Origin of the sequence: Enterobacter sp. 241F3 (assembly GCF_034106785.1) — a bacterium.
Lineage (GTDB): Bacteria > Pseudomonadota > Gammaproteobacteria > Enterobacterales > Enterobacteriaceae > Enterobacter > Enterobacter vonholyi.
In genome coordinates, this window is record NZ_JAWNDD010000006.1 from 246284 (window position 1) to 270051 (window position 23768).

General features: G+C 53.4%; 18 protein-coding genes and 4 tRNA genes. 18 read left to right on the plus strand and 4 right to left on the minus strand.

Translation table 11 applies throughout. The annotated features are described in order from the left end of the window. Positions 1-171: 171 nt before the first annotated feature. The 5 genes from dppA (at position 172) to dppF (ending at position 5875) form a co-directional block, all read left to right on the plus strand. The gene (gene dppA, locus UR504_RS16925) at positions 172-1779 is read left to right on the plus strand and encodes a dipeptide ABC transporter periplasmic-binding protein DppA (RefSeq protein ID WP_111964353.1); all 1608 of its coding nucleotides are present in this window, start codon (positions 172-174) and stop codon (positions 1777-1779) included. A gap of 160 nt (positions 1780-1939) precedes the next feature. Next, on the plus strand, positions 1940-2959 hold the full coding sequence (gene dppB, locus UR504_RS16930) for a dipeptide ABC transporter permease DppB (RefSeq protein ID WP_302238324.1): 1020 nt from the start codon (positions 1940-1942) through the stop codon (positions 2957-2959). Positions 2960-2968: 9 nt separating this feature from the next. Next, positions 2969-3871 carry a dipeptide ABC transporter permease DppC gene (dppC, locus tag UR504_RS16935; protein WP_274241657.1) on the plus strand — a complete coding sequence of 301 codons (903 nt, stop codon included), beginning with the start codon at positions 2969-2971 and terminating at the stop codon, positions 3869-3871. A gap of 10 nt (positions 3872-3881) precedes the next feature. Then, complete coding sequence (gene dppD / locus UR504_RS16940; protein ID WP_302238330.1) at positions 3882-4865, plus strand: dipeptide ABC transporter ATP-binding protein; 984 nt, start codon at positions 3882-3884, stop codon at positions 4863-4865. Beyond that, on the plus strand, positions 4862-5875 hold the full coding sequence (gene dppF, locus UR504_RS16945; protein ID WP_032644494.1) for a dipeptide ABC transporter ATP-binding subunit DppF: 1014 nt from the start codon (positions 4862-4864) through the stop codon (positions 5873-5875). The genes dppD and dppF overlap by 4 nt, the downstream gene beginning before the upstream one ends. A gap of 43 nt (positions 5876-5918) precedes the next feature. On the opposite strand, the gene coaA is transcribed toward dppF, so the two are convergent. Beyond that, positions 5919-6869 carry a type I pantothenate kinase gene (coaA, locus tag UR504_RS16950; RefSeq protein WP_032654569.1) on the minus strand — a complete coding sequence of 317 codons (951 nt, stop codon included), beginning with the start codon at positions 6867-6869 and terminating at the stop codon, positions 5919-5921. A gap of 317 nt (positions 6870-7186) precedes the next feature. Between coaA and UR504_RS16955 the strand changes: the two genes are divergently transcribed. The 13 genes from UR504_RS16955 to rpoC all read left to right on the plus strand — a co-directional run bounded on the left by UR504_RS16955 (position 7187) and on the right by rpoC (position 21253). After that, positions 7187-7262, plus strand: a tRNA-Thr gene (locus UR504_RS16955). Between the two features lie 8 nt (positions 7263-7270). Continuing rightward, positions 7271-7355: transfer RNA gene (locus UR504_RS16960), tRNA-Tyr, on the plus strand. A gap of 117 nt (positions 7356-7472) precedes the next feature. Next, positions 7473-7547, plus strand: a tRNA-Gly gene (locus UR504_RS16965). Between the two features lie 6 nt (positions 7548-7553). Next, a tRNA-Thr gene (locus UR504_RS16970) sits at positions 7554-7629 on the plus strand. A 118-nt stretch (positions 7630-7747) separates the two neighbouring features. Next, positions 7748-8932, plus strand: coding sequence for an elongation factor Tu (gene tuf / locus UR504_RS16975; RefSeq protein ID WP_023309456.1), 1185 nt, complete (start codon positions 7748-7750; stop codon positions 8930-8932). Positions 8933-9160: 228 nt separating this feature from the next. Then, a complete protein-coding gene (gene secE, locus UR504_RS16980; protein ID WP_014068449.1) occupies positions 9161-9544 on the plus strand; it encodes a preprotein translocase subunit SecE in 384 nt (127 codons plus the stop codon). Between the two features lies 1 nt (position 9545). Beyond that, positions 9546-10091 carry a transcription termination/antitermination protein NusG gene (nusG, locus tag UR504_RS16985; RefSeq protein ID WP_002438628.1) on the plus strand — a complete coding sequence of 182 codons (546 nt, stop codon included), beginning with the start codon at positions 9546-9548 and terminating at the stop codon, positions 10089-10091. A gap of 156 nt (positions 10092-10247) precedes the next feature. Beyond that, entirely contained in the window at positions 10248-10676 is a 429-nt protein-coding gene (gene rplK, locus UR504_RS16990) for a 50S ribosomal protein L11 (RefSeq protein ID WP_008503452.1), read from the plus strand. A gap of 3 nt (positions 10677-10679) precedes the next feature. Continuing rightward, complete coding sequence (gene rplA, locus UR504_RS16995) at positions 10680-11384, plus strand: 50S ribosomal protein L1 (RefSeq protein ID WP_006810530.1); 705 nt, start codon at positions 10680-10682, stop codon at positions 11382-11384. A 291-nt stretch (positions 11385-11675) separates the two neighbouring features. Continuing rightward, the gene (rplJ, locus tag UR504_RS17000) at positions 11676-12173 is read left to right on the plus strand and encodes a 50S ribosomal protein L10 (protein WP_003862338.1); all 498 of its coding nucleotides are present in this window, start codon (positions 11676-11678) and stop codon (positions 12171-12173) included. A 66-nt stretch (positions 12174-12239) separates the two neighbouring features. After that, positions 12240-12605: a 50S ribosomal protein L7/L12 gene (gene rplL, locus UR504_RS17005; RefSeq protein WP_002445276.1), complete on the plus strand. Its 366-nt coding sequence runs from the start codon at positions 12240-12242 to the stop codon at positions 12603-12605. A gap of 319 nt (positions 12606-12924) precedes the next feature. Further along, positions 12925-16953, plus strand: a complete 4029-nt coding sequence (gene rpoB, locus UR504_RS17010; RefSeq protein ID WP_032644498.1) for a DNA-directed RNA polymerase subunit beta — start codon at positions 12925-12927, stop codon at positions 16951-16953. 76 nt (positions 16954-17029) lie between these two features. Continuing rightward, positions 17030-21253, plus strand: coding sequence for a DNA-directed RNA polymerase subunit beta' (gene rpoC / locus UR504_RS17015; protein ID WP_023309968.1), 4224 nt, complete (start codon positions 17030-17032; stop codon positions 21251-21253). A gap of 58 nt (positions 21254-21311) precedes the next feature. Here the strand turns inward: rpoC and UR504_RS17020 are convergent, their stop codons facing one another. The 3 genes from UR504_RS17020 to UR504_RS17030 form a co-directional block, all read right to left on the minus strand. Continuing rightward, positions 21312-21629 carry a PTS lactose/cellobiose transporter subunit IIA gene (locus tag UR504_RS17020; protein ID WP_003862327.1) on the minus strand — a complete coding sequence of 106 codons (318 nt, stop codon included), beginning with the start codon at positions 21627-21629 and terminating at the stop codon, positions 21312-21314. After that, complete coding sequence (locus UR504_RS17025) at positions 21629-21937, minus strand: PTS sugar transporter subunit IIB (protein WP_010425948.1); 309 nt, start codon at positions 21935-21937, stop codon at positions 21629-21631. Before UR504_RS17025 ends, UR504_RS17020 begins: the two co-directional genes overlap by 1 nt. Positions 21938-22117: 180 nt before the next feature. Further along, on the minus strand, positions 22118-23659 hold the full coding sequence (locus UR504_RS17030) for a sensor domain-containing diguanylate cyclase (protein ID WP_115877033.1): 1542 nt from the start codon (positions 23657-23659) through the stop codon (positions 22118-22120). Positions 23660-23768: the final 109 nt, after the last annotated feature.

Here is a 23768-nt window from a genome sequence, read left to right on the forward strand (position 1 = left end):
AGGGCATGAGGGGCATTTCAGGGACGATCTGCGCTGCAACTCAAACGCTCTTCTGAAAGGATTCTCCATCCCTTTAAAGCCTTCGGGCATCACCGACCGGACCGGGTAAAAAATAAATAAAGGTCTGGCGGCGTAACACAACAAAGCAAAACATCACATTGGAGCAGAATAATGAGTATTTCCTTGAAGAAGTCAGGGATGCTGAAGCTTGGTCTGAGCCTGGTGGCTATGACCGTGGCAGCAAGCGTACAGGCAAAAACCCTGGTTTACTGTTCTGAAGGCTCGCCGGAAGGCTTTAACCCACAGCTCTTTACCTCTGGTACGACATACGACGCAAGCTCTGTACCGATCTATAACCGTCTGGTTGAATTCAAAACCGGTACCACGGAAGTGATTCCGGGGCTGGCAGAGAAGTGGGACGTCAGCGAAGACGGCAAAACCTATACCTTCCACCTGCGCAAAGGCGTGAAGTGGCAGGACAGCAAAGAATTCAAACCAACGCGCGACTTTAACGCCGACGACGTTGTGTTCTCCTTCGATCGTCAGAAAAACGCGCAGAACCCGTACCACAAAGTGTCTGGCGGCAGCTATGAATACTTCGAAGGGATGGGCCTGCCGGATCTGATTTCTGAAGTGAAAAAAGTGGACGACAATACCGTTCAGTTCGTGCTGACGCGTCCGGAAGCGCCATTCCTGGCTGACCTGGCTATGGACTTTGCTTCAATTCTGTCCAAAGAGTATGCGGACAACATGCTGAAAGCCGGTACGCCGGAAAAAGTCGACCTGAACCCAATCGGTACCGGTCCATTCCAGCTGCTGCAGTACCAGAAAGACTCCCGCATTCTGTACAAAGCGTTCGAAGGCTATTGGGGCACCAAGCCGCAGATCGACCGTCTGGTCTTCTCCATTACGCCTGATGCATCAGTGCGTTATGCAAAACTGCAGAAAAACGAATGCCAGGTTATGCCATACCCGAACCCGGCTGACATTGCCCGCATGAAGCAGGACAAGAACATCAACCTGCTGGAGCAGGCTGGCCTGAACGTGGGTTATCTCTCCTTCAACACCGAGAAGAAACCGTTTGATGACGTGAAAGTGCGTCAGGCGCTGACCTACGCGGTGAACAAAGAAGCGATCATCAAGGCGGTTTACCAGGGCGCTGGCGTTGCAGCCAAAAACCTGATCCCACCAACCATGTGGGGCTATAACGACGACGTTAAAGACTACAGCTACGATCCTGAGAAAGCGAAAGCGCTGCTGAAAGAAGCGGGCCAGGATAAAGGCTTCACCGTCGAGCTGTGGGCGATGCCGGTACAGCGTCCGTACAACCCGAACGCACGCCGCATGGCAGAAATGGTTCAGGCTGACTGGGCTAAGATTGGCGTTCAGGCCAAGATTGTGACCTACGAGTGGGGCGAGTACCTGAAGCGCGCCAAAGCGGGTGAGCACCAGGCAGTAATGATGGGCTGGACCGGTGATAACGGGGATCCGGACAACTTCTTCGCCACCCTGTTCAGCTGCGCGGCGGCAAAAGACGGTTCTAACTACTCTCGCTGGTGCTACAAGCCGTTTGAAGACCTGATCCAGCCGGCGCGTGCGACGGACGATCACAACAAACGTATTGAACTGTACAAGCAGGCTCAGGTTGTTATGCACGATCAGGCTCCGGCACTGATTGTTGCTCACTCCACCGTGTACGAGCCAGTGCGTAAAGAAGTGAAGGGCTACGTGGTTGATCCACTGGGCAAACACCACTTCGAGAACGTATCTGTTGAATAATAAGTAGGGTGTTTTCCCTCTCCCTCCGGGAGAGGGCAGGGGTGAGGGGCGTGCATGCATCCCCTCACCCTCATCTTCTCTCAAGGGAGAAGAAATTTACATTTGTGAGCAATACAGACGTCACGCCACTGGTCGTGCGTCATCAGAGAGAATCCGGGTTATGTTGCAGTTCATCCTCCGACGTCTGGGACTTGTTATCCCCACGTTTATCGGTATCACCCTTCTCACTTTTGCCTTCGTCCATATGATCCCCGGCGACCCGGTAATGATTATGGCGGGCGAGCGTGGTATTTCCCCTGAGCGCCATGCACAGCTGCTGGCTGAACTCGGTCTCGATAAGCCGATGTGGCAGCAGTATCTCCACTATATTTGGGGCGTGCTGCACGGTGATTTAGGGATTTCGCTGAAAAGCCGTCTTCCGGTGTGGGACGAGTTCGTGCCGCGTTTTAAAGCGACGCTGGAGCTTGGCGTCTGCGCCATGATTTTCGCCACTGCGGTAGGTATCCCGGTTGGGGTACTGGCAGCCGTTAAGCGTGGCTCTATTTTTGACCATACCGCCGTGGGCCTGGCGCTGACCGGCTACTCCATGCCTATCTTCTGGTGGGGCATGATGCTGATCATGCTGGTCTCGGTGCAGCTTAACCTGACCCCGGTCTCCGGGCGCGTTAGCGATATGGTCTTCCTGGATGACTCCAACCCGCTCACCGGCTTTATGCTGATTGATACGGCTATCTGGGGCGAGGAGGGCAACTTCATGGATGCCGTCGCGCACATGATCCTGCCTGCCATGGTGCTGGGGACCATTCCTCTGGCGGTGATCGTGCGTATGACCCGTTCATCGATGCTGGAAGTGCTGGGTGAGGATTATATACGCACCGCGCGCGCCAAGGGCCTGGCGCGTATGCGCGTCATCATTGTTCACGCGCTGCGTAATGCCATGCTGCCGGTGGTGACCGTTATCGGTCTCCAGGTGGGGACGTTGCTGGCGGGGGCGATTCTGACCGAAACCATCTTCTCCTGGCCGGGCCTGGGCCGCTGGCTGATTGACGCGCTGCAACGCCGTGACTATCCGGTTGTGCAGGGCGGTGTACTGCTGGTCGCGACGATGATTATCCTCGTCAACCTGCTGGTCGATTTGCTGTACGGCGTGGTGAACCCGCGTATTCGTCATAAGAAGTAAGGGACCATCATGTCACAAGTCACTCAAAATAAAGCGGTCGCGGCACCGGTTCCTATGACGCCGCTGCAGGAATTCTGGCACTACTTCAAGCGCAATAAAGGTGCGGTAGTAGGTCTGGTGTATGTTGCTATCATGATCCTGATTGCGGTGTTTGCGAACTTCCTCGCACCGTATAATCCGGCGGACCAGTTCCGCGATGCGCTGCTCGCGCCACCTGCGTGGCAGGACGGCGGTAGCCTGGCGCACCTGCTCGGTACCGATGACGTGGGCCGCGATGTGCTGTCGCGTCTGATGTACGGCGCGCGCCTGTCGCTGCTGGTCGGTTGCCTGGTGGTGGTGCTCTCCCTGATTATGGGGATCGTTCTCGGCCTGGTTGCCGGTTACTTCGGCGGCATCGTTGATAACATCATCATGCGTATCGTCGACATCATGCTGGCGCTGCCAAGCCTGCTGCTGGCCCTGGTGCTGGTGGCGATCTTCGGTCCGTCGATCGGTAACGCCGCCCTGGCGCTGACGTTCGTGGCGCTTCCTCACTACGTGCGTTTAACCCGTGCGGCGGTGCTGGTGGAAGTGAACCGCGATTACGTTACCGCCTCTCGTGTGGCGGGTGCCGGTGCGATGCGCCAGATGTTCGTGAATATCTTCCCTAACTGCCTTGCGCCGCTGATCGTTCAGGCGTCGCTCGGTTTCTCTAACGCCATTCTTGATATGGCCGCTCTTGGCTTCCTGGGCATGGGTGCGCAGCCGCCAACACCGGAGTGGGGCACCATGCTCTCCGACGTGTTGCAGTTCGCACAAAGCGCCTGGTGGGTTGTCACCTTCCCGGGTCTGGCAATCCTGCTGACGGTGCTGGCATTTAACCTGATGGGTGATGGCCTGCGTGATGCGCTTGATCCCAAACTGAAGCAGTAAGAGGCACGAGATGGCGTTATTAAATGTAGATAAATTATCGGTGCACTTCGGCGACGAAGGCACCCCGTTTCGCGCCGTGGACCGCATCAGCTACAGCGTAAATCAGGGCGAAGTGGTAGGCATTGTCGGGGAGTCCGGTTCCGGTAAGTCGGTGAGTTCACTGGCGATCATGGGGCTGATTGATTACCCGGGCCGCGTGATGGCGGAAAACCTACAGTTCAACGGTCAGGATCTGAAGCGCATTTCTGAAAAACAGCGCCGCCAGCTGGTGGGCGCCGAAGTGGCGATGATTTTCCAGGATCCGATGACCAGCCTTAACCCCTGCTACACCGTTGGTTTCCAGATTATGGAAGCGATTAAGGTGCATCAGGGTGGGAATAAGAAAACCCGTCGCCAGCGCGCGATCGATCTGCTGAACCAGGTAGGTATTCCTGACCCGGCATCGCGCCTGGACGTTTACCCGCATCAGCTCTCCGGTGGGATGAGCCAGCGCGTGATGATCGCGATGGCGATTGCCTGTCGGCCAAAGCTGCTGATTGCGGATGAACCGACGACGGCGCTGGATGTGACCATTCAGGCACAAATCATCGAACTGCTGCTGGAGCTGCAGCAGAAAGAGAATATGGCGCTGGTGCTGATTACGCACGATCTGGCGCTGGTAGCCGAAGCCGCGCACAAAATCATCGTGATGTATGCGGGCCAGGTGGTTGAGACCGGAAATTCTCGCGATATTTTCCGCGCGCCGCGTCACCCGTATACCCAGGCGCTTTTACGCGCGCTGCCGGAGTTTGCTCAGGACAAAGCGCGTCTGGCGTCGCTGCCGGGTGTGGTGCCGGGTAAATATGACCGTCCGCAGGGCTGTCTGCTTAATCCGCGCTGTCCATATGCGACGGACAAATGCCGGGCGGAGGAGCCAGATCTGAACCAGCTGGCTGATGGTCGTCAGTCGAAATGCCACTACCCACTCGATGATGCCGGGAGGCCAACACTATGAGTACGCAACAGGCCACCACGCAACAGCCGCTGTTGCAGGCCATCGACCTGAAAAAATACTACCCGGTGAAGAAGGGACTGTTTGCCCCTGAACGCCTGGTAAAAGCGCTGGACGGCGTCTCCTTTAACCTCGAACGCGGTAAAACGCTGGCGGTGGTGGGAGAGTCAGGCTGCGGGAAATCCACGCTGGGCCGTCTGCTGACGATGATTGAAGTGCCGACCGGCGGTGAGCTCTATTATCAGGGGCAAGATCTGCTTAAGCACGATCCGCAGGCGCAGAAGCTGCGTCGCCAGAAAATCCAGATTGTGTTCCAGAACCCGTATGGTTCGCTGAACCCGCGTAAAAAAGTGGGACAGATTCTGGAAGAGCCGCTGCTGATCAACAGTAATCTGAGCAAAGAGCAGCGCCGTGAAAAAGCGCTGGCGATGATGGCGAAGGTCGGCCTCAAAACCGAGCATTACGATCGCTATCCGCACATGTTCTCCGGTGGCCAGCGTCAGCGTATTGCTATCGCGCGCGGGCTGATGCTCGATCCGGACGTGGTGATTGCCGATGAGCCGGTCTCCGCGCTCGACGTGTCCGTACGTGCGCAGGTGCTGAACCTGATGATGGATCTGCAGCAGGAGCTGGGGCTGTCTTACGTGTTCATCTCCCATGACCTGTCGGTAGTGGAGCACATTGCTGATGAAGTGATGGTGATGTACCTGGGGCGCTGCGTGGAGAAGGGGACCAAAGACCAGATCTTTAATAATCCTCGTCACCCGTATACCCAGGCGCTGCTGTCTGCGACACCGCGTCTGAACCCGGACGATCGTCGTGAGCGTATTAAGCTGACGGGTGAACTGCCAAGTCCGCTGAATCCGCCTCCGGGATGTGCATTCAACGCCCGCTGCAGCCGCCGCTTTGGCCCGTGCACCCAGCTCCAGCCGCAGCTGAAGGATTATGGCGGCCAGCTGGTTGCCTGCTTTGCGGTCGATCAGGATGAAAATGGCGAAAAGCCACACGCATAACGAAAAAAACCGGCGCTAAGCCGGTTTTTTTATGTCTGATTGATTATTTCCGCAGGCGAATCTGGTCGACGGCGTGCTTCTCGCTCTTGGTGAGGATCAGGCTCGCACGCTCGCGCGTCGGCAGGATGTTCTCTTTGAGGTTCACGTAGTTGATCTCATTCCATAGCCCCGTCGCCACATTGATCGCTTCTTCTTCAGAAAGCTGAGCATAGTGGTGGAAATAGGAATCCGGATCGGTGAACGCCCCTTCGCGGAACTTCAGGAAGCGGTTGATGTACCAGTTTTGCAGCAGGTCTTCCGGCGCATCGACATAAATAGAGAAATCGACGAAATCCGAGACGAATACGTGATGCGGGTCGTGAGGATAGTCCATGCCGCTTTGCAGCACGTTCAGACCTTCCAGAATGAGAATATCCGGCTGAACCACCGTTTTATCCCCATCCGGGATGCGATCGTAGATCAGGTGCGAATAGACTGGCGCAGTCACGTGCGGCACGCCGGATTTCAGGTCAGAGACAAATTTCACCAGACGGTGCATATCGTAAGAGAGCGGGAAGCCCTTCTTCTTCATCAGCCCGCGTTCTTTTAACACCTCGTTCGGGTGCAGAAAACCGTCGGTGGTGATCAGCTCCACGCTGCGGTGTTCCGGCCAGCGGCTCAACAGCGCCTGCAGGACGCGCGCGGTGGTACTTTTACCCACGGCCACGCTGCCTGCGATACTAATGATATAAGGAATGCGTTGACCGTTCGTCCCGAGAAACTGCTCCAGCACGGCCTGACGACGCAGGTTTGAGCTGATATAGAAGTTAAGCAAGCGAGAGAGGGGGAGATAAATTTCTGCCACCTCTTCCAGGGACAGATCTTCGTTTATCCCTTTTAACCGTGCGATTTCACCTTCCGTCAGCGTCATAGGGACGGAATCACGCAGGGCAGCCCACTGGCTGCGGTTAAAGTGAAGATAAGGCGTCATTAACGTTTGCTCTTTTTTGCTCATAAGCATGCTTCAGCGAGCCAGCACCACACTGCCGGATCGTGGCTCATCACACAGTTAATTTTGGACAATGGGCAGGAGGTTAACACCAGATGACGGGAATAATAAGAAAAAAGATGGAAAGCGCTGCGTTACGCGGAAGCCGTCACGCTACGGTGAATACGGTGCAAATCACGATGATATGTTGAATATTTGACCTCGAATGGCTACTTTTACAGCGCTCTATACGCTGTTCGCATAAAATGTGAGCGAAAGAACGTTTTATGCAAATTTTTAGTTGCATGACCGCGCAGGTATCCATAGAATGCGCGCTACTTGATGCCGACTTAGCTCAGTAGGTAGAGCAACTGACTTGTAATCAGTAGGTCACCAGTTCGATTCCGGTAGTCGGCACCATCAAGTCCGGTGGGGTTCCCGAGCGGCCAAAGGGAGCAGACTGTAAATCTGCCGTCACAGACTTCGAAGGTTCGAATCCTTCCCCCACCACCACTTTCTGGCAGCGTAAATGCCGCCGGAGCTGGTTGGAAAAATTAGCCAGCTCAAACTGAAAAAGAGAGAAATCTCTTTTTTTGTTACAGAAAGAACTGGGTAGCCGAGTTTCAGGATGCGGGCATCGTATAATGGCTATTACCTCAGCCTTCCAAGCTGATGATGCGGGTTCGATTCCCGCTGCCCGCTCCAATACGTGCTGATATGGCTCAGTTGGTAGAGCGCACCCTTGGTAAGGGTGAGGTCCCCAGTTCGACTCTGGGTATCAGCACCACTTCACTTCTCCTTCCCGTTTCTCTCTGTTTCAATTTTACTGTATTCAACAATTCAGGCATTTCGCCTGGTTGATGTGGTGATATCACCGATTTATCCGTGTCTTAGAGGGACAATCGATGTCTAAAGAAAAGTTTGAACGTACAAAACCGCACGTTAACGTCGGTACTATCGGCCACGTTGACCATGGTAAAACAACGCTGACCGCTGCAATCACTACCGTTCTGGCAAAAACCTACGGTGGTTCTGCTCGTGCATTCGACCAGATCGATAACGCACCAGAAGAAAAAGCTCGTGGTATCACCATCAACACCTCTCACGTTGAGTACGACACCCCGACTCGTCACTACGCACACGTAGACTGCCCAGGCCACGCCGACTATGTTAAAAACATGATCACCGGTGCTGCGCAGATGGACGGCGCGATCCTGGTTGTTGCTGCGACTGACGGCCCAATGCCTCAGACTCGTGAGCACATCCTGCTGGGTCGTCAGGTAGGCGTTCCTTTCATCATCGTGTTCCTGAACAAGTGCGACATGGTTGATGACGAAGAGCTGCTGGAACTGGTTGAGATGGAAGTTCGTGAACTGCTGTCTCAGTACGATTTCCCAGGCGACGATACTCCAATCGTTCGTGGTTCTGCTCTGAAAGCGCTGGAAGGCGACGCAGAGTGGGAAGCGAAAATCATCGAACTGGCTGGCTTCCTGGATTCTTACATCCCAGAACCAGAGCGTGCGATTGACAAGCCATTCCTGCTGCCAATCGAAGACGTATTCTCCATCTCCGGTCGTGGTACCGTTGTTACCGGTCGTGTAGAGCGCGGTATCATCAAAGTTGGTGAAGAAGTTGAAATCGTTGGTATCAAAGAGACTGCGAAGTCTACCTGTACTGGCGTTGAAATGTTCCGCAAACTGCTGGACGAAGGCCGTGCTGGTGAGAACGTTGGTGTTCTGCTGCGTGGTATCAAACGTGAAGAAATCGAACGTGGTCAGGTTCTGGCGAAGCCAGGCTCAATCAAGCCACACACCAAGTTCGAATCTGAAGTGTACATTCTGTCCAAAGACGAAGGCGGCCGTCATACTCCGTTCTTCAAAGGCTACCGTCCACAGTTCTACTTCCGTACAACTGATGTGACCGGTACCATCGAACTGCCAGAAGGCGTTGAGATGGTAATGCCAGGCGACAACATCAAGATGGTTGTGACTCTGATCCACCCAATCGCGATGGACGACGGTCTGCGTTTCGCAATCCGTGAAGGTGGCCGTACCGTTGGCGCGGGCGTGGTTGCTAAAGTTCTCGGCTAATCGCTGATAACATTTGACGCAATGCGCATGAAAAGGGCATCATTTGATGCCCTTTTTGCACGCTTTCACATCAGAACCTGGCTCATCAGTGATTATTTTTGTCATAATCATTGCTGAGACAGGCTCTGCAGAGAGCGTATAATCCATAAAGGGATTAGCGTTTCGATTTGGCTCGCCTCGCAATCGCGGGGTGAAATTATTTGTAGAATTCTTCTGACAGGTTGGTTTATGAGTGCGAATACCGAAGCTCAAGGGAGCGGGCGCGGCCTGGAAGCGATGAAGTGGGTCGCTGTTGCCGTGCTGCTGATTGTGGCAATCGTTGGCAACTATCTTTATCGTGACATGATGCTGCCGCTCCGCGCGCTGGCAGTGGTGATTCTGATTGCTGCAGCGGGCGGTGTCGCGCTGTTGACGACTAAGGGTAAAGCGACCGTTGCTTTCGCTCGTGAAGCACGTACCGAAGTCCGCAAGGTCATTTGGCCGACTCGCCAGGAAACATTGCACACCACGCTGATCGTGGCTGCAGTGACTGCGGTAATGTCACTGATCCTGTGGGGACTGGATGGTATTCTGGTTCGCCTGGTTTCCTTTATTACTGGCCTGAGGTTCTAAGATGTCTGAAGCCCCTAAAAAGCGTTGGTACGTCGTTCAGGCGTTTTCCGGTTTTGAAGGCCGCGTAGCAACGTCGCTGCGTGAGCATATCAAATTACACAACATGGAAGAGTTATTTGGCGAAGTTATGGTTCCGACCGAAGAAGTGGTTGAGATCCGTGGCGGCCAACGTCGCAAAAGCGAGCGTAAATTCTTCCCGGGTTACGTGCTGGTTCAGATGGTGATGAACGATGCGAGCTGGCACCTGGTGCGCAGCGTACCGCGCGTGATGGGCTTTATCGGCGGCACGTCTGACCGTCCGGCGCCAATCAGCGATAAAGAAGTTGATGCGATTATGAACCGCCTGCAGCAGGTGGGTGATAAGCCGCGTCCGAAAACGCTGTTTGAACCGGGTGAAATGGTTCGTGTTAGCGACGGTCCGTTTGCTGACTTTAATGGCGTCGTTGAAGAAGTGGACTACGAGAAGTCCCGCCTGAAAGTTTCTGTTTCTATCTTCGGTCGTGCGACCCCGGTAGAACTGGACTTTGCGCAGGTCGAAAAAGCCTAAGCAGCGATCAAAAAAGCGGCGATTTAATCGTTGCACAGGGCGCGAGATTGGAATACAATTTCGCGCCTTTTGTTTTTATGGGCCCCGGCCCGTAAAACGAATTTTATTCACGGGGAGCCTCCCTGAGGCGCTATCACCCAATCAGAGGATTTTAGAATGGCTAAGAAAGTACAAGCCTACGTCAAGCTGCAGGTTGCAGCTGGTATGGCGAACCCAAGTCCACCAGTTGGTCCAGCTCTGGGTCAGCAGGGTGTGAACATCATGGAATTCTGTAAAGCGTTCAACGCAAAAACTGAATCCCTGGAAAAAGGTCTGCCAATCCCAGTCGTAATCACTGTTTACGCTGACCGTTCTTTCACTTTCGTTACCAAAACCCCTCCAGCAGCTGTTCTGCTGAAGAAAGCGGCTGGTATCAAGTCTGGTTCCGGTAAACCGAACAAAGACAAAGTGGGTAAAATTTCCCGCGCTCAGCTGCAGGAAATCGCGCAGACCAAAGCTGCCGACATGACTGGTGCCGACATTGAAGCGATGACTCGCTCAATCGAAGGTACTGCACGTTCCATGGGCCTGGTAGTGGAGGACTAAGAAATGGCTAAACTGACCAAGCGCATGTCCGTGATCCGTGACAAAGTTGATGCGACCAAACAGTACGACATCAACGAAGCTATCGCTCTGCTGAAAGAACTGGCAACTGCTAAGTTCGTTGAAAGCGTTGACGTTGCCGTTAACCTCGGCATCGACGCGCGTAAATCCGATCAGAACGTTCGTGGCGCAACTGTACTGCCACACGGTACTGGCCGTTCCGTTCGCGTAGCTGTATTTGCTCAGGGTGCGAACGCTGAAGCTGCTAAAGCTGCCGGCGCTGAACTGGTAGGTATGGAAGATCTGGCTGATCAGATCAAGAAAGGCGAAATGAACTTTGACGTTGTTATTGCTTCTCCAGATGCAATGCGCGTTGTTGGCCAGCTGGGCCAAGTTCTGGGTCCACGCGGCCTGATGCCAAACCCGAAAGTTGGTACTGTAACCCCTAACGTTGCTGAAGCGGTTAAGAACGCTAAAGCAGGTCAGGTTCGTTATCGTAACGACAAAAACGGCATCATCCACACCACCATCGGTAAAGTGGACTTTGACGCTGACAAACTGAAAGAAAACCTGGAAGCTCTGCTGGTTGCGCTGAAAAAAGCGAAACCAACTCAGGCGAAAGGCGTGTACATCAAGAAAGTTAGCATCTCCACCACTATGGGTGCAGGTGTTGCAGTTGACCAGGCTGGCCTGAGCGCTGCTGCAAACTAATGCCTTTACGTGGGCGGTGATTTTGTCTACAATCTTACCCCCACGTTTGCTAACAAAAGTTAGCGGCTAAAAGATTTGTTCGTTGGAGCCTGGCCTAATCCAGGCCTCCGTCGAAGACCGCAGGTGTTTCGCAAGAGACTTAATCCCCTGCGTAGACGGTGACAGAACGCTAAGATTATTTTTGGATACTCTGGCTTGTTTCTGCTCACCGTATTAAGACGCTCTTTCCGTTGGGGAGAGTGAAGTGAGTTCCGGAACATGAGTTCCGGCAAACATCCAGGAGCAAAGCTAATGGCTTTAAATCTTCAAGACAAACAAGCGATTGTTGCTGAAGTCAGCGAAGTAGCCAAAGGCGCGCTGTCTGCAGTAGTTGCGGATTCCCGTGGCGTTACTGTAGACAAAATGACTGAACTGCGTAAAGCAGGTCGTGAAGCTGGCGTATACATGCGTGTTGTTCGTAACACCCTGCTGCGCCGCGTAGTTGAAGGTACTCAGTTCGAGTGCCTGAAAGACACGTTTGTTGGTCCGACCCTGATTGCATACTCTATGGAACACCCGGGCGCTGCTGCTCGTCTGTTCAAAGAGTTCGCGAAAGCGAATGCAAAATTTGAGGTCAAAGCTGCAGCCTTTGAAGGTGAGTTGATCCCGGCATCGCAAATCGATCGCCTGGCAACCCTGCCGACCTACGAAGAAGCAATTGCACGCCTGATGGCAACCATGAAAGAAGCTGCGGCTGGCAAACTGGTTCGCACTCTGGCTGCTGTACGCGATGCGAAAGAAGCTGCTTAATCGCAGTTATCTTTATAAAGCATTTGCTTACGTATAAACTTATTCTGATTTTCAGGAACAATTTAAATGTCTATCACTAAAGATCAAATCATTGAAGCAGTAGCAGCTATGTCCGTAATGGACGTTGTAGAGCTGGTTTCTGCAATGGAAGAAAAATTCGGTGTTTCTGCTGCTGCTGCTGTAGCTGTAGCTGCGGGCCCGGCTGAAGCTGCTGAAGAAAAAACTGAATTCGACGTAATTCTGAAAGCTGCTGGCGCTAACAAAGTTGCTGTTATCAAAGCAGTACGTGGCGCAACTGGCCTGGGTCTGAAAGAAGCTAAAGACCTGGTAGAATCTGCTCCAGCTGCGCTGAAAGAAGGCGTGAGCAAAGACGACGCAGAAGCACTGAAAAAATCTCTGGAAGAAGCTGGCGCTGAAGTTGAAGTTAAATAAGCCAACTTTTCTGGTTGCAGCCTGAGTAATTAGGCTGATGGCTGGTGACTTTTTAGTCACCAGCCTTTTTGCGCTGTAAGGCATCAGTAGCATTTCACACTGTTTGACTGCTGATTGTCCTGACAATGCATGTTTCTATCGACGACTTAATATATTGCGACAGGGTGCTCGCTCTGTGTAAATCGCGACGAAATGATTTAAGCGTGATAGCAACAGGTATTGCGGAAAGTATTCAATTTTCCGGTCCACAAAATGGTGTTGCACAAACTGTCCCTTCGTCGGACAGATGGGTCGACTTGTCAGCGAGCTGAGGAACCCTATGGTTTACTCCTATACCGAGAAAAAACGTATTCGTAAGGATTTTGGTAAACGTCCACAAGTTCTGGACATTCCATATCTCCTTTCTATCCAGCTTGACTCGTTCCAGAAGTTTATCGAGCAAGATCCTGAAGGGCAGTACGGTCTGGAAGCAGCCTTCCGCTCCGTGTTCCCGATTCAGAGCTATAGCGGTAACTCCGAGCTGCAGTACGTCAGCTACCGCCTTGGCGAACCGGTGTTTGACGTTCAGGAATGTCAGATCCGTGGCGTGACCTATTCCGCACCGCTGCGCGTAAAACTGCGTCTGGTGATCTACGAGCGCGAAGCTCCGGAAGGCACCGTAAAAGACATTAAAGAACAAGAAGTCTACATGGGTGAAATTCCACTCATGACAGACAACGGTACTTTCGTAATCAACGGTACTGAGCGTGTTATCGTTTCCCAGCTGCATCGTAGCCCGGGCGTCTTCTTCGACAGCGATAAAGGTAAAACACACTCTTCCGGTAAAGTACTGTATAACGCACGCATCATTCCTTACCGTGGTTCATGGCTGGACTTTGAGTTCGATCCGAAAGACAACCTGTTTGTCCGTATCGACCGTCGTCGTAAGCTGCCTGCAACCATCATTCTGCGTGCACTGAACTATACCACTGAGCAGATCCTGGACCTGTTCTTTGAGAAAGTGATCTTTGAAATCCGCGACAACAAGCTGCAGATGGAGCTGGTGCCGGAACGTCTGCGTGGTGAGACCGCGTCGTTCGACATCGAAGCCGACGGCAAAGTGTATGTGGAAAAAGGTCGCCGTATCACCGCGCGCCACATCCGCCAGCTGGAAAAAGATGATATCAAACACATCGAAGTTCCGGTTGAATACATTGCAGGAAAAGTAGCCGCGAAAGACTACGTTGATGAATCAACTGGCGAGCTGATCTGCCCGGCGAACATGGAGCTGAGCCTGGATCTGCTGGCTAAGCTGAGCCAGTCTGGCCACAAACGTATCGAAACGCTGTTCACCAACGATCTGGACCACGGTGCGTATATCTCTGAGACTATTCGCGTCGACCCAACCACCGATCGTCTGAGCGCGCTGGTAGAAATCTACCGCATGATGCGTCCTGGTGAGCCACCAACTCGCGAAGCGGCGGAAAGCCTGTTCGAGAACCTGTTCTTCTCCGAAGACCGCTACGATCTGTCTGCGGTTGGTCGTATGAAGTTCAACCGTTCTCTGCTGCGCGACGAAATCGAAGGTTCCGGTATCCTGAGCAAAGACGACATCATCGAAGTGATGAAGAAGCTCATCGATATCCGTAACGGTAAAGGCGAAGTGGACGATATCGACCACCTCGGCAACCGTCGTATCCGTTCCGTAGGCGAAATGGCGGAAAACCAGTTCCGCGTTGGCCTGGTACGCGTAGAGCGTGCGGTGAAAGAGCGTCTGTCTCTGGGCGATCTGGATACCCTGATGCCTCAGGATATGATCAACGCCAAGCCGATTTCTGCAGCAGTGAAAGAGTTCTTCGGTTCAAGCCAGCTGTCTCAGTTCATGGACCAGAACAACCCGCTGTCTGAGATTACGCACAAACGTCGTATCTCTGCACTCGGCCCAGGCGGTCTGACCCGTGAACGTGCAGGCTTTGAAGTTCGAGACGTACACCCGACGCACTACGGTCGCGTATGTCCAATCGAAACGCCTGAAGGTCCAAACATCGGTCTGATCAACTCCCTGTCCGTGTACGCACAGACTAACGAATACGGTTTCCTTGAGACCCCGTACCGTAAAGTGACCGACGGTGTTGTAACCGATGAAATTCATTACCTGTCTGCTATTGAAGAAGGTAACTACGTTATCGCTCAGGCGAACTCCAACCTGGATGACGAAGGCCACTTTGTAGAAGATCTGGTTACCTGCCGTAGCAAAGGGGAATCCAGCTTGTTCAGCCGCGACCAGGTTGACTACATGGACGTATCCACCCAGCAGGTGGTATCCGTCGGTGCGTCCCTGATCCCGTTCCTGGAACACGATGACGCCAACCGTGCATTGATGGGTGCGAACATGCAACGTCAGGCCGTTCCAACTCTGCGCGCTGATAAGCCGCTGGTTGGTACCGGTATGGAGCGTGCTGTTGCCGTTGACTCCGGTGTTACTGCAGTTGCTAAACGTGGCGGTACTGTTCAGTACGTCGATGCATCCCGTATCGTTATCAAAGTTAACGAAGACGAGATGTATCCGGGCGAAGCAGGTATCGACATTTATAACCTGACCAAATACACCCGTTCTAACCAGAACACCTGTATCAACCAGATGCCTTGCGTGTCTCTGGGTGAGCCAGTTGAGCGCGGCGACGTGCTGGCAGACGGTCCGTCCACCGACCTCGGTGAACTGGCGCTCGGTCAGAACATGCGCGTAGCGTTCATGCCGTGGAACGGTTACAACTTCGAAGACTCCATCCTCGTCTCCGAGCGTGTGGTTCAGGAAGATCGTTTCACCACCATCCATATTCAGGAGCTGGCATGTGTGTCCCGTGACACCAAGCTGGGGCCAGAAGAGATCACCGCTGACATCCCTAACGTGGGTGAAGCTGCGCTCTCCAAACTGGATGAATCCGGTATCGTTTACATCGGTGCTGAAGTGACCGGCGGCGACATTCTGGTTGGTAAGGTTACGCCTAAAGGTGAAACCCAGCTGACGCCAGAAGAGAAACTGCTGCGTGCAATCTTCGGTGAGAAAGCGTCTGACGTTAAAGACTCTTCTCTGCGCGTACCAAACGGTGTTTCCGGTACGGTTATCGACGTTCAGGTCTTCACCCGTGACGGCGTTGAGAAAGATAAGCGTGCGCTGGAAATCGAAGAGATGCAGCTCAAACAGGCTAAGAAAGACCTGTCTGAAGAACTGCAGATCCTCGAAGCGGGTCTGTTCAGCCGTATCTATGCGGTGCTGGTTGCCGGTGGCGTTGAAGCTGAGAAGCTCGACAAACTGCCACGCGATCGCTGGCTGGAACTGGGCCTGACCGACGAAGAGAAACAAAATCAGCTGGAACAGCTGGCTGAGCAGTATGACGAACTGAAACACGAGTTCGAGAAAAAACTCGAAGCGAAACGCCGCAAAATCACTCAGGGCGACGATCTGGCACCAGGCGTGCTGAAGATTGTTAAGGTGTATCTGGCTGTTAAACGTCAGATCCAGCCTGGTGATAAGATGGCAGGTCGTCACGGTAACAAGGGTGTTATCTCTAAGATCAACCCGATCGAAGATATGCCGCACGATGCTAACGGTACGCCGGTAGATATCGTACTGAACCCGCTGGGCGTACCGTCTCGTATGAACATTGGTCAGATCCTGGAAACTCACCTGGGTATGGCTGCAAAAGGCATCGGCGATAAGATTAACGCCATGCTGAAACAGCAGCAGGAAGTCGCGAAACTGCGCGAATTCATCCAGCGTGCCTACGATCTGGGTACCGACGTGCGTCAGAAAGTCGACCTGAACACCTTCAGCGATGAAGAAGTGCTGCGTCTGGCAGAGAACCTGCGCAAAGGTATGCCAATTGCAACGCCGGTATTCGACGGTGCAAAAGAAGCTGAAATTAAAGAGCTGCTGCAACTGGGTGGTCTGCCAACTTCTGGTCAGATTACGCTGTTTGACGGCCGTACTGGTGAACAGTTCGAACGTCCGGTAACCGTAGGTTACATGTACATGCTGAAACTGAACCACCTGGTCGACGACAAGATGCACGCTCGTTCTACCGGTTCTTACAGCCTGGTTACTCAGCAGCCGCTGGGTGGTAAGGCACAGTTCGGTGGTCAGCGCTTCGGGGAGATGGAAGTGTGGGCGCTGGAAGCATACGGCGCGGCATACACCCTGCAGGAAATGCTCACCGTTAAGTCTGATGACGTGAACGGTCGTACCAAGATGTATAAAAACATCGTGGACGGCAACCATCAGATGGAGCCGGGCATGCCAGAATCCTTCAACGTACTGTTGAAAGAGATTCGTTCGCTGGGTATCAACATCGAACTGGAAGACGAGTAATTCTCGCTCAAACAGGTCACTGGTGCCGGGTTAACCCCCGGCACCAGATTGTGCTAACTCCGACGGGAGCAAATCCGTGAAAGATTTATTAAAGTTTCTGAAAGCGCAGACTAAAACCGAAGAGTTTGATGCGATCAAAATTGCTCTGGCTTCGCCAGACATGATCCGTTCATGGTCTTTCGGTGAAGTTAAAAAGCCGGAAACCATCAACTACCGTACGTTCAAACCTGAACGTGACGGCCTTTTCTGTGCGCGTATTTTCGGGCCAGTAAAAGATTACGAGTGCCTGTGCGGTAAGTACAAGCGCCTGAAACACCGTGGTGTGATCTGTGAGAAGTGCGGCGTTGAAGTGACCCAGACCAAAGTGCGTCGTGAGCGCATGGGCCACATCGAGCTGGCGTCTCCGACCGCTCACATCTGGTTCCTGAAATCTCTGCCGTCCCGTATCGGTCTGCTGCTGGATATGCCGCTGCGCGATATCGAACGTGTTCTGTACTTCGAATCTTATGTGGTTATCGAAGGCGGGATGACGAACCTGGAACGTCATCAGATCCTGACTGAAGAGCAGTATCTGGACGCGCTGGAAGAGTTCGGTGACGAATTCGACGCGAAGATGGGTGCGGAAGCTATTCAGGCCCTGCTGAAGAGCATGGATCTGGAGCAAGAGTGCGAGCAGCTGCGTGAAGAGCTGAACGAAACCAACTCCGAAACCAAACGTAAAAAGCTGACCAAGCGTATCAAACTGCTGGAAGCGTTCGTTCAGTCTGGTAACAAACCAGAGTGGATGATCCTGACCGTTCTGCCGGTTCTGCCGCCAGATCTGCGTCCACTGGTTCCGCTGGATGGTGGTCGTTTCGCAACGTCCGATCTGAACGATCTGTATCGTCGCGTTATCAACCGTAACAACCGTCTGAAACGTCTGCTGGATCTGGCTGCGCCGGACATTATCGTACGCAACGAAAAACGTATGCTGCAGGAAGCGGTAGATGCCCTGCTGGATAACGGTCGTCGCGGTCGTGCGATCACCGGTTCTAACAAACGTCCTCTGAAATCTTTGGCCGACATGATCAAAGGTAAACAGGGTCGTTTCCGTCAGAACCTGCTCGGTAAGCGTGTTGACTACTCCGGTCGTTCTGTAATCACCGTAGGTCCATACCTGCGTCTGCATCAGTGCGGTCTGCCGAAGAAAATGGCACTGGAGCTGTTCAAACCGTTCATCTACGGCAAGCTGGAACTGCGTGGCCTCGCCACCACCATCAAAGCCGCTAAGAAAATGGTTGAGCGTGAAGAAGCTGTCGTTTGGGATATCCTGGACGAAGTGATCCGCGAACACCCGGTACTGCTGAACCGTGCACCAACTCTGCACCGTTTGGGTATCCAGGCATTTGAGCCAGTCCTGATCGAAGGTAAAGCTATCCAGCTGCACCCGCTGGTTTGTGCGGCCTATAACGCCGACTTCGATGGTGACCAGATGGCTGTTCACGTACCGCTGACGCTGGAAGCCCAGCTCGAAGCGCGTGCGCTGATGATGTCTACCAACAACATCCTGTCCCCAGCGAACGGTGAACCAATTATCGTTCCTTCTCAGGACGTTGTACTGGGTCTGTACTACATGACCCGTGACTGTGTTAACGCCAAAGGCGAAGGCATGGTGCTGACTGGCCCGAAAGAAGCTGAGCGTATTTATCGCGCTGGCCTGGCCTCTCTGCATGCGCGCGTTAAAGTGCGTATCACCGAATACGAAAAAGATGAAAACGGCGAATTCGTTGCGAAAACCAGCCTGAAAGACACGACCGTTGGCCGTGCCATTCTGTGGATGATCGTACCGAAAGGTCTGCCTTTCTCCATCGTCAACCAGGCGCTGGGCAAGAAAGCGATCTCCAAAATGCTGAACACCTGTTACCGCATTCTGGGTCTGAAGCCGACCGTTATCTTCGCTGACCAGACAATGTATACCGGCTTTGCTTACGCAGCGCGTTCAGGTGCATCTGTTGGTATCGATGACATGGTCATCCCAGAGAAGAAACATGAGATCATCTCTGAAGCGGAAGCCGAAGTTGCTGAGATCCAGGAGCAGTTCCAGTCTGGTCTGGTTACCGCGGGCGAACGCTATAACAAAGTTATCGATATCTGGGCAGCGGCGAACGATCGTGTATCCAAAGCGATGATGGATAACCTGCAGACCGAAACCGTGATTAACCGTGACGGCGTAGAAGAGCAGCAGGTTTCCTTCAACAGCATCTACATGATGGCCGACTCCGGTGCGCGTGGTTCCGCAGCACAGATTCGTCAGCTGGCAGGTATGCGTGGTCTGATGGCGAAGCCAGATGGCTCCATCATCGAAACGCCAATCACCGCGAACTTCCGTGAAGGTCTGAACGTACTCCAGTACTTCATCTCCACGCACGGTGCTCGTAAGGGTCTGGCGGATACCGCACTGAAAACTGCGAACTCCGGTTATCTGACGCGTCGTCTGGTTGACGTTGCGCAGGATCTGGTTGTGACCGAAGACGATTGTGGCACCCTCGAAGGTATCACCATGACCCCGGTTATCGAGGGCGGTGATGTTAAAGAGCCACTGCGCGATCGCGTTCTGGGTCGTGTAACCGCGGAAGACATTCTGAAGCCGGGTACTGCAGACATTCTGGTTCCACGCAACACGCTGCTGCACGAGCACTGGTGTGACCTGCTGGAAGCGAACTCTGTTGACTCAGTGAAAGTACGTTCCGTTGTATCCTGTGACACCGACTTTGGTGTATGTGCGCACTGCTATGGTCGTGACCTGGCGCGTGGCCACATCATCAACAAAGGTGAAGCAATCGGCGTTATCGCGGCACAGTCCATCGGTGAGCCGGGTACACAGCTGACGATGCGTACGTTCCACATCGGTGGTGCGGCATCTCGTGCGGCTGCTGAATCCAGCATCCAGGTGAAAAACAAAGGTAGCATCAAGCTCAGCAACGCGAAGTCTGTTGTTAACTCCGCTGGCAAGCTGGTTGTGACCTCTCGTAACACCGAGCTGAAGCTGATCGACGAATTCGGTCGTACCAAAGAGAGCTATAAAGTGCCTTACGGTGCGGTTATGGCGAAAGGTGATGGCGAGCAGGTTGCCGGCGGTGAAACCGTTGCAAACTGGGATCCACACACCATGCCGGTTATCACCGAAGTAAGTGGTTTCATCCGCTTCACTGACATGATCGACGGCCAGACCATTACTCGTCAGACGGACGAGCTGACCGGTCTGTCTTCTCTGGTGGTTCTGGATTCTGCTGAACGTACTACCGGTGGTAAAGATCTGCGTCCTGCACTGAAAATCGTTGATGCTCAGGGTAACGACGTTCTGATCCCGGGTACCGACATGCCTGCGCAGTACTTCCTGCCGGGTAAAGCGATCGTTCAGCTGGAAGATGGCATTCAGATCGGTGCGGGTGATGCTCTGGCGCGTATTCCACAGGAATCCAGCGGTACCAAGGATATCACCGGTGGTCTGCCACGCGTTGCGGACCTGTTCGAAGCACGTCGTCCGAAAGAGCCTGCAATCCTGGCTGAAATCAGCGGTATCATCTCCTTCGGTAAAGAGACCAAAGGGAAGCGCCGTCTGGTTATCACTCCAGTAGATGGCAGCGAACCGTACGAAGAGATGATTCCTAAGTGGCGTCAGCTCAACGTGTTCGAAGGTGAACGTGTAGAACGTGGTGACGTGGTTTCCGATGGTCCAGAAGCTCCGCACGACATTCTGCGTCTTCGTGGCGTACACGCAGTAACGCGTTACATCACCAACGAAGTACAGGACGTTTACCGTCTGCAGGGCGTTAAGATTAACGATAAGCACATCGAAGTTATCGTTCGTCAGATGCTGCGTAAAGCAACCATCGAAAACGCAGGCAGCTCCGAGTTCCTGGAAGGCGAGCAGGTTGAATACTCACGCGTCAAGATCGCTAACCGCGAACTGGAAGCGAACGGCAAAATCGGTGCGACCTTCTCGCGCGATCTGCTGGGTATCACCAAAGCGTCTCTGGCAACCGAGTCCTTCATCTCTGCAGCATCGTTCCAGGAAACGACTCGTGTCCTGACCGAAGCCGCTGTTGCAGGTAAACGTGATGAACTGCGCGGTCTGAAAGAGAACGTCATCGTGGGTCGTCTGATCCCGGCTGGTACCGGTTATGCGTACCATCAGGATCGTATGCGTCGTCGTGCTGCAGGCGAACTGCCAGCTGCACCGCAGGTGACTGCTGAAGATGCATCCGCGAGCCTGGCAGAACTGCTGAATGCAGGTCTGGGCGGTTCCGACAACGAGTAATCGTTGATGCCGTAAATAAAAAACCCGCCTCGGCGGGTTTTTTTACATCTGCATGTATTCAATTCACCAACGGGATCCGACGATAAAGCTCAATCATATCGCCCGCCAGATCCTGAATGACCATGGCGTTCATCAGGTGATCCTGCGAGTGGACGGTGATCAGGTTAACCGGAAGCTTCCCGGTCCCCTCATCAAGACCGATAAGCTGCGTCTGTATAGTGTGCGCATGCTTCACATATTCACGCGACTCTTCCATCGCTTTTTCAGCTTCGTCAAAATCACCTTTACGCGCCATCTGCAACGCCGTCAGGGCTGCACTGCGCGCCGCGCCCGCGTTGACCAGCAGTTCCATAATCGTGGTTTCTAAGTCTTCCATTATGACTCCAGAAGTTTGAGCGCTTTTTCCAGTACGGCATCACCTTTCATCATGCCGTAATCCATCATGTCGATCACCGCGACCTTTTTACCCAGCGGGTCGGCCTGCGCCTGGAGTTTAGCCTGCTCGTATTTAACCTGTGGCCCCAGCAATACGATGTCGGCCGTCGCGATGTTGTCTTTAAACTCCGCAACCGGAACGGCTTTAATGGTGACTTCAACTCCTTTTTTCTGCGCGGCGTCTTTCATACGTTGAACCAGCATGCTGGTTGACATTCCCGCTGCACAGCATAAAACGATGTTCTTCATAATCAGCCTCGATCTACATGTGTTTATTGATAATTATCCCGTGCAGACCGCTTCAACAACCGCTTTACCGCGATTGTGTGTCAGGCATCACAAAGAAACCGGTGATTTTCTGAAACCGGTTACAATTTTGCATTGTCGGGCACCCGGCCCGTGGAAACGGGCAGGGTGAAAGAGGCAGGATTAGCTGATGGACGTTCGGTTAATGCGGTTTTTGCCCTGCTGTTTGGCGCTGTAGAGGGCATTATCAACGCTCCCGACAAATTGCTCCAGCGGTTCAAAATGCCACTCTCCAAGACCGCCGCTGAACGTAACCCGCAGGTTTTCTTCCCGCCAGACGCGCTTTTCAACGGCGGTACGCCACGCTTCCAGCAATGAGAGCGCGGAAGACATCTGCTCAGCCTGGAAGATTACCGCGAACTCTTCTCCACCATAACGGTAAATTGAGACGTGATGTGGCTGCATGATCTGAATCCCTTCGCGAGCCACGTTACGCAGAACAATATCACCGGTCAGGTGGCCCAGCGTGTCGTTAATTGACTTGAAGTTATCAATGTCTACCAGCGCCATCGCGAAAGGCTGTTGGGCATTCAGCAGCTCCGCGACATCGCTGTCGAACGCGCGGCGGTTTTTACAGCCCGTCAGCGCATCGTGAGTGGCCTGGCGAACATACGCCATTTCACGCTCTTTATTGGATTGAATCGTGTGGCTCAGCATCGCTTCCAGGCGCGGCGCCTCGCTAACATCGCCAGTTTTGATGGCATTGATAATGTGCATCAGCACTGAACGCGAGGCGTGGCGGAGGTATAAGCCGAAGAGGATGATGATGATGGCGGCCAGCGCAAACCCCCAACCAACGATAGTTGTTTCGTGACGGGTAATATCGGTGAGCGTCTCGCCAGAGACCCGGTAGATGACAAACCAGTCCGGGTTGGTAAACGAGTAGTAGTAATACCAGGCGTTGCTTTTCTTGTCGTAAAGATGACCTTCGCCGCTGGTCATTTTGTCCATCAGCGCTTCGCTCACGTACTGTTTGAACAGCGCGCCGGTATCCGGATGCAGCACCACGGCACCATCGCGTTCGACGACGAAGAATTCCCCCTGAACGGGCGCCACCATCTGGCGCAGGGTGAAGCCCATAGACGTCAAATCGAGATGGAAAGCGAGCGTTCCCTTCAGTCTCCCTTCAGGCGAAATCAAAGGCTTATAGAGTGTTACCGTCGGATGGCCAGTGAAGTAGTCCATGTAGGGACGGGTATAGTGACTGAAGATACTGGCTTCCGCCTGAGCGACGAACCACGGGCGTGTCCGGGGATCGAAGGTTTTACTCGTCTCCGTGGGGAGCACCTCTGGTGCGCGAAGATAATGCCCCTGCGTGTCCGCCAGCGAGATGGAGGAGACGGTCGGCATCAGGTTCTGCAAATGCATCATCATCTGCAGCCCTTGCGTCGGGTTGACGTTGAGCGTCTCGTTTAGCCTGTCGTCGCGGGCAAAGTACATCGCGGAACGGCCCAGGATATAGTCGTTTTCACGCAGGATAGATTCGGTGTAGTTCACCGCCAGGTTATGCGTGAAGTTGCTATTGATCTTATGATAATCCTCAAGAAAATCCTTTCGTTGCGAAAGCGTTACCGCGATCGCGATCACCGCAAAACTGCAGAGGATCCCCGCAAAGCTGAGCATGATTGGCCGTGTAAAAGAGAGCTTTTTGCTGTGAAGTGCCATGAGCTGTACATCGTTCCTGATGGTGAATATTTTTCGTCTGCCGATATCCTCTCAGCATAGTCGCTGTCCTGCGGTTAGCGGTGAATTATACGGCGCACGATTTCTGACG

Excerpts from the sequence above, each read along its gene's own strand:
- dppA (WP_111964353.1), top strand. The coding sequence starts at position 172 with ATGAGTATTTCCTTGAAGAAGTCAGGGATGCTGAAGCTTGGTCTGAGC.
- dppB (WP_302238324.1), top strand. The coding sequence starts at position 1,940 with ATGTTGCAGTTCATCCTCCGACGTCTGGGACTTGTTATCCCCACGTTT.
- dppC (WP_274241657.1), top strand. The coding sequence starts at position 2,969 with ATGTCACAAGTCACTCAAAATAAAGCGGTCGCGGCACCGGTTCCTATG.
- dppD (WP_302238330.1), top strand. The coding sequence starts at position 3,882 with ATGGCGTTATTAAATGTAGATAAATTATCGGTGCACTTCGGCGACGAA.
- dppF (WP_032644494.1), top strand. The coding sequence starts at position 4,862 with ATGAGTACGCAACAGGCCACCACGCAACAGCCGCTGTTGCAGGCCATC.
- coaA (WP_032654569.1), bottom strand. The coding sequence starts at position 6,869 with ATGAGCAAAAAAGAGCAAACGTTAATGACGCCTTATCTTCACTTTAAC.
- tuf (WP_023309456.1), top strand. The coding sequence starts at position 7,748 with ATGTCTAAAGAAAAGTTTGAACGTACAAAACCGCACGTTAACGTCGGT.
- secE (WP_014068449.1), top strand. The coding sequence starts at position 9,161 with ATGAGTGCGAATACCGAAGCTCAAGGGAGCGGGCGCGGCCTGGAAGCG.
- nusG (WP_002438628.1), top strand. The coding sequence starts at position 9,546 with ATGTCTGAAGCCCCTAAAAAGCGTTGGTACGTCGTTCAGGCGTTTTCC.
- rplK (WP_008503452.1), top strand. The coding sequence starts at position 10,248 with ATGGCTAAGAAAGTACAAGCCTACGTCAAGCTGCAGGTTGCAGCTGGT.
- rplA (WP_006810530.1), top strand. The coding sequence starts at position 10,680 with ATGGCTAAACTGACCAAGCGCATGTCCGTGATCCGTGACAAAGTTGAT.
- rplJ (WP_003862338.1), top strand. The coding sequence starts at position 11,676 with ATGGCTTTAAATCTTCAAGACAAACAAGCGATTGTTGCTGAAGTCAGC.
- rplL (WP_002445276.1), top strand. The coding sequence starts at position 12,240 with ATGTCTATCACTAAAGATCAAATCATTGAAGCAGTAGCAGCTATGTCC.
- rpoB (WP_032644498.1), top strand. The coding sequence starts at position 12,925 with ATGGTTTACTCCTATACCGAGAAAAAACGTATTCGTAAGGATTTTGGT.
- UR504_RS17020 (WP_003862327.1), bottom strand. The coding sequence starts at position 21,629 with ATGGAAGACTTAGAAACCACGATTATGGAACTGCTGGTCAACGCGGGC.
- UR504_RS17025 (WP_010425948.1), bottom strand. The coding sequence starts at position 21,937 with ATGAAGAACATCGTTTTATGCTGTGCAGCGGGAATGTCAACCAGCATG.
- UR504_RS17030 (WP_115877033.1), bottom strand. The coding sequence starts at position 23,659 with ATGGCACTTCACAGCAAAAAGCTCTCTTTTACACGGCCAATCATGCTC.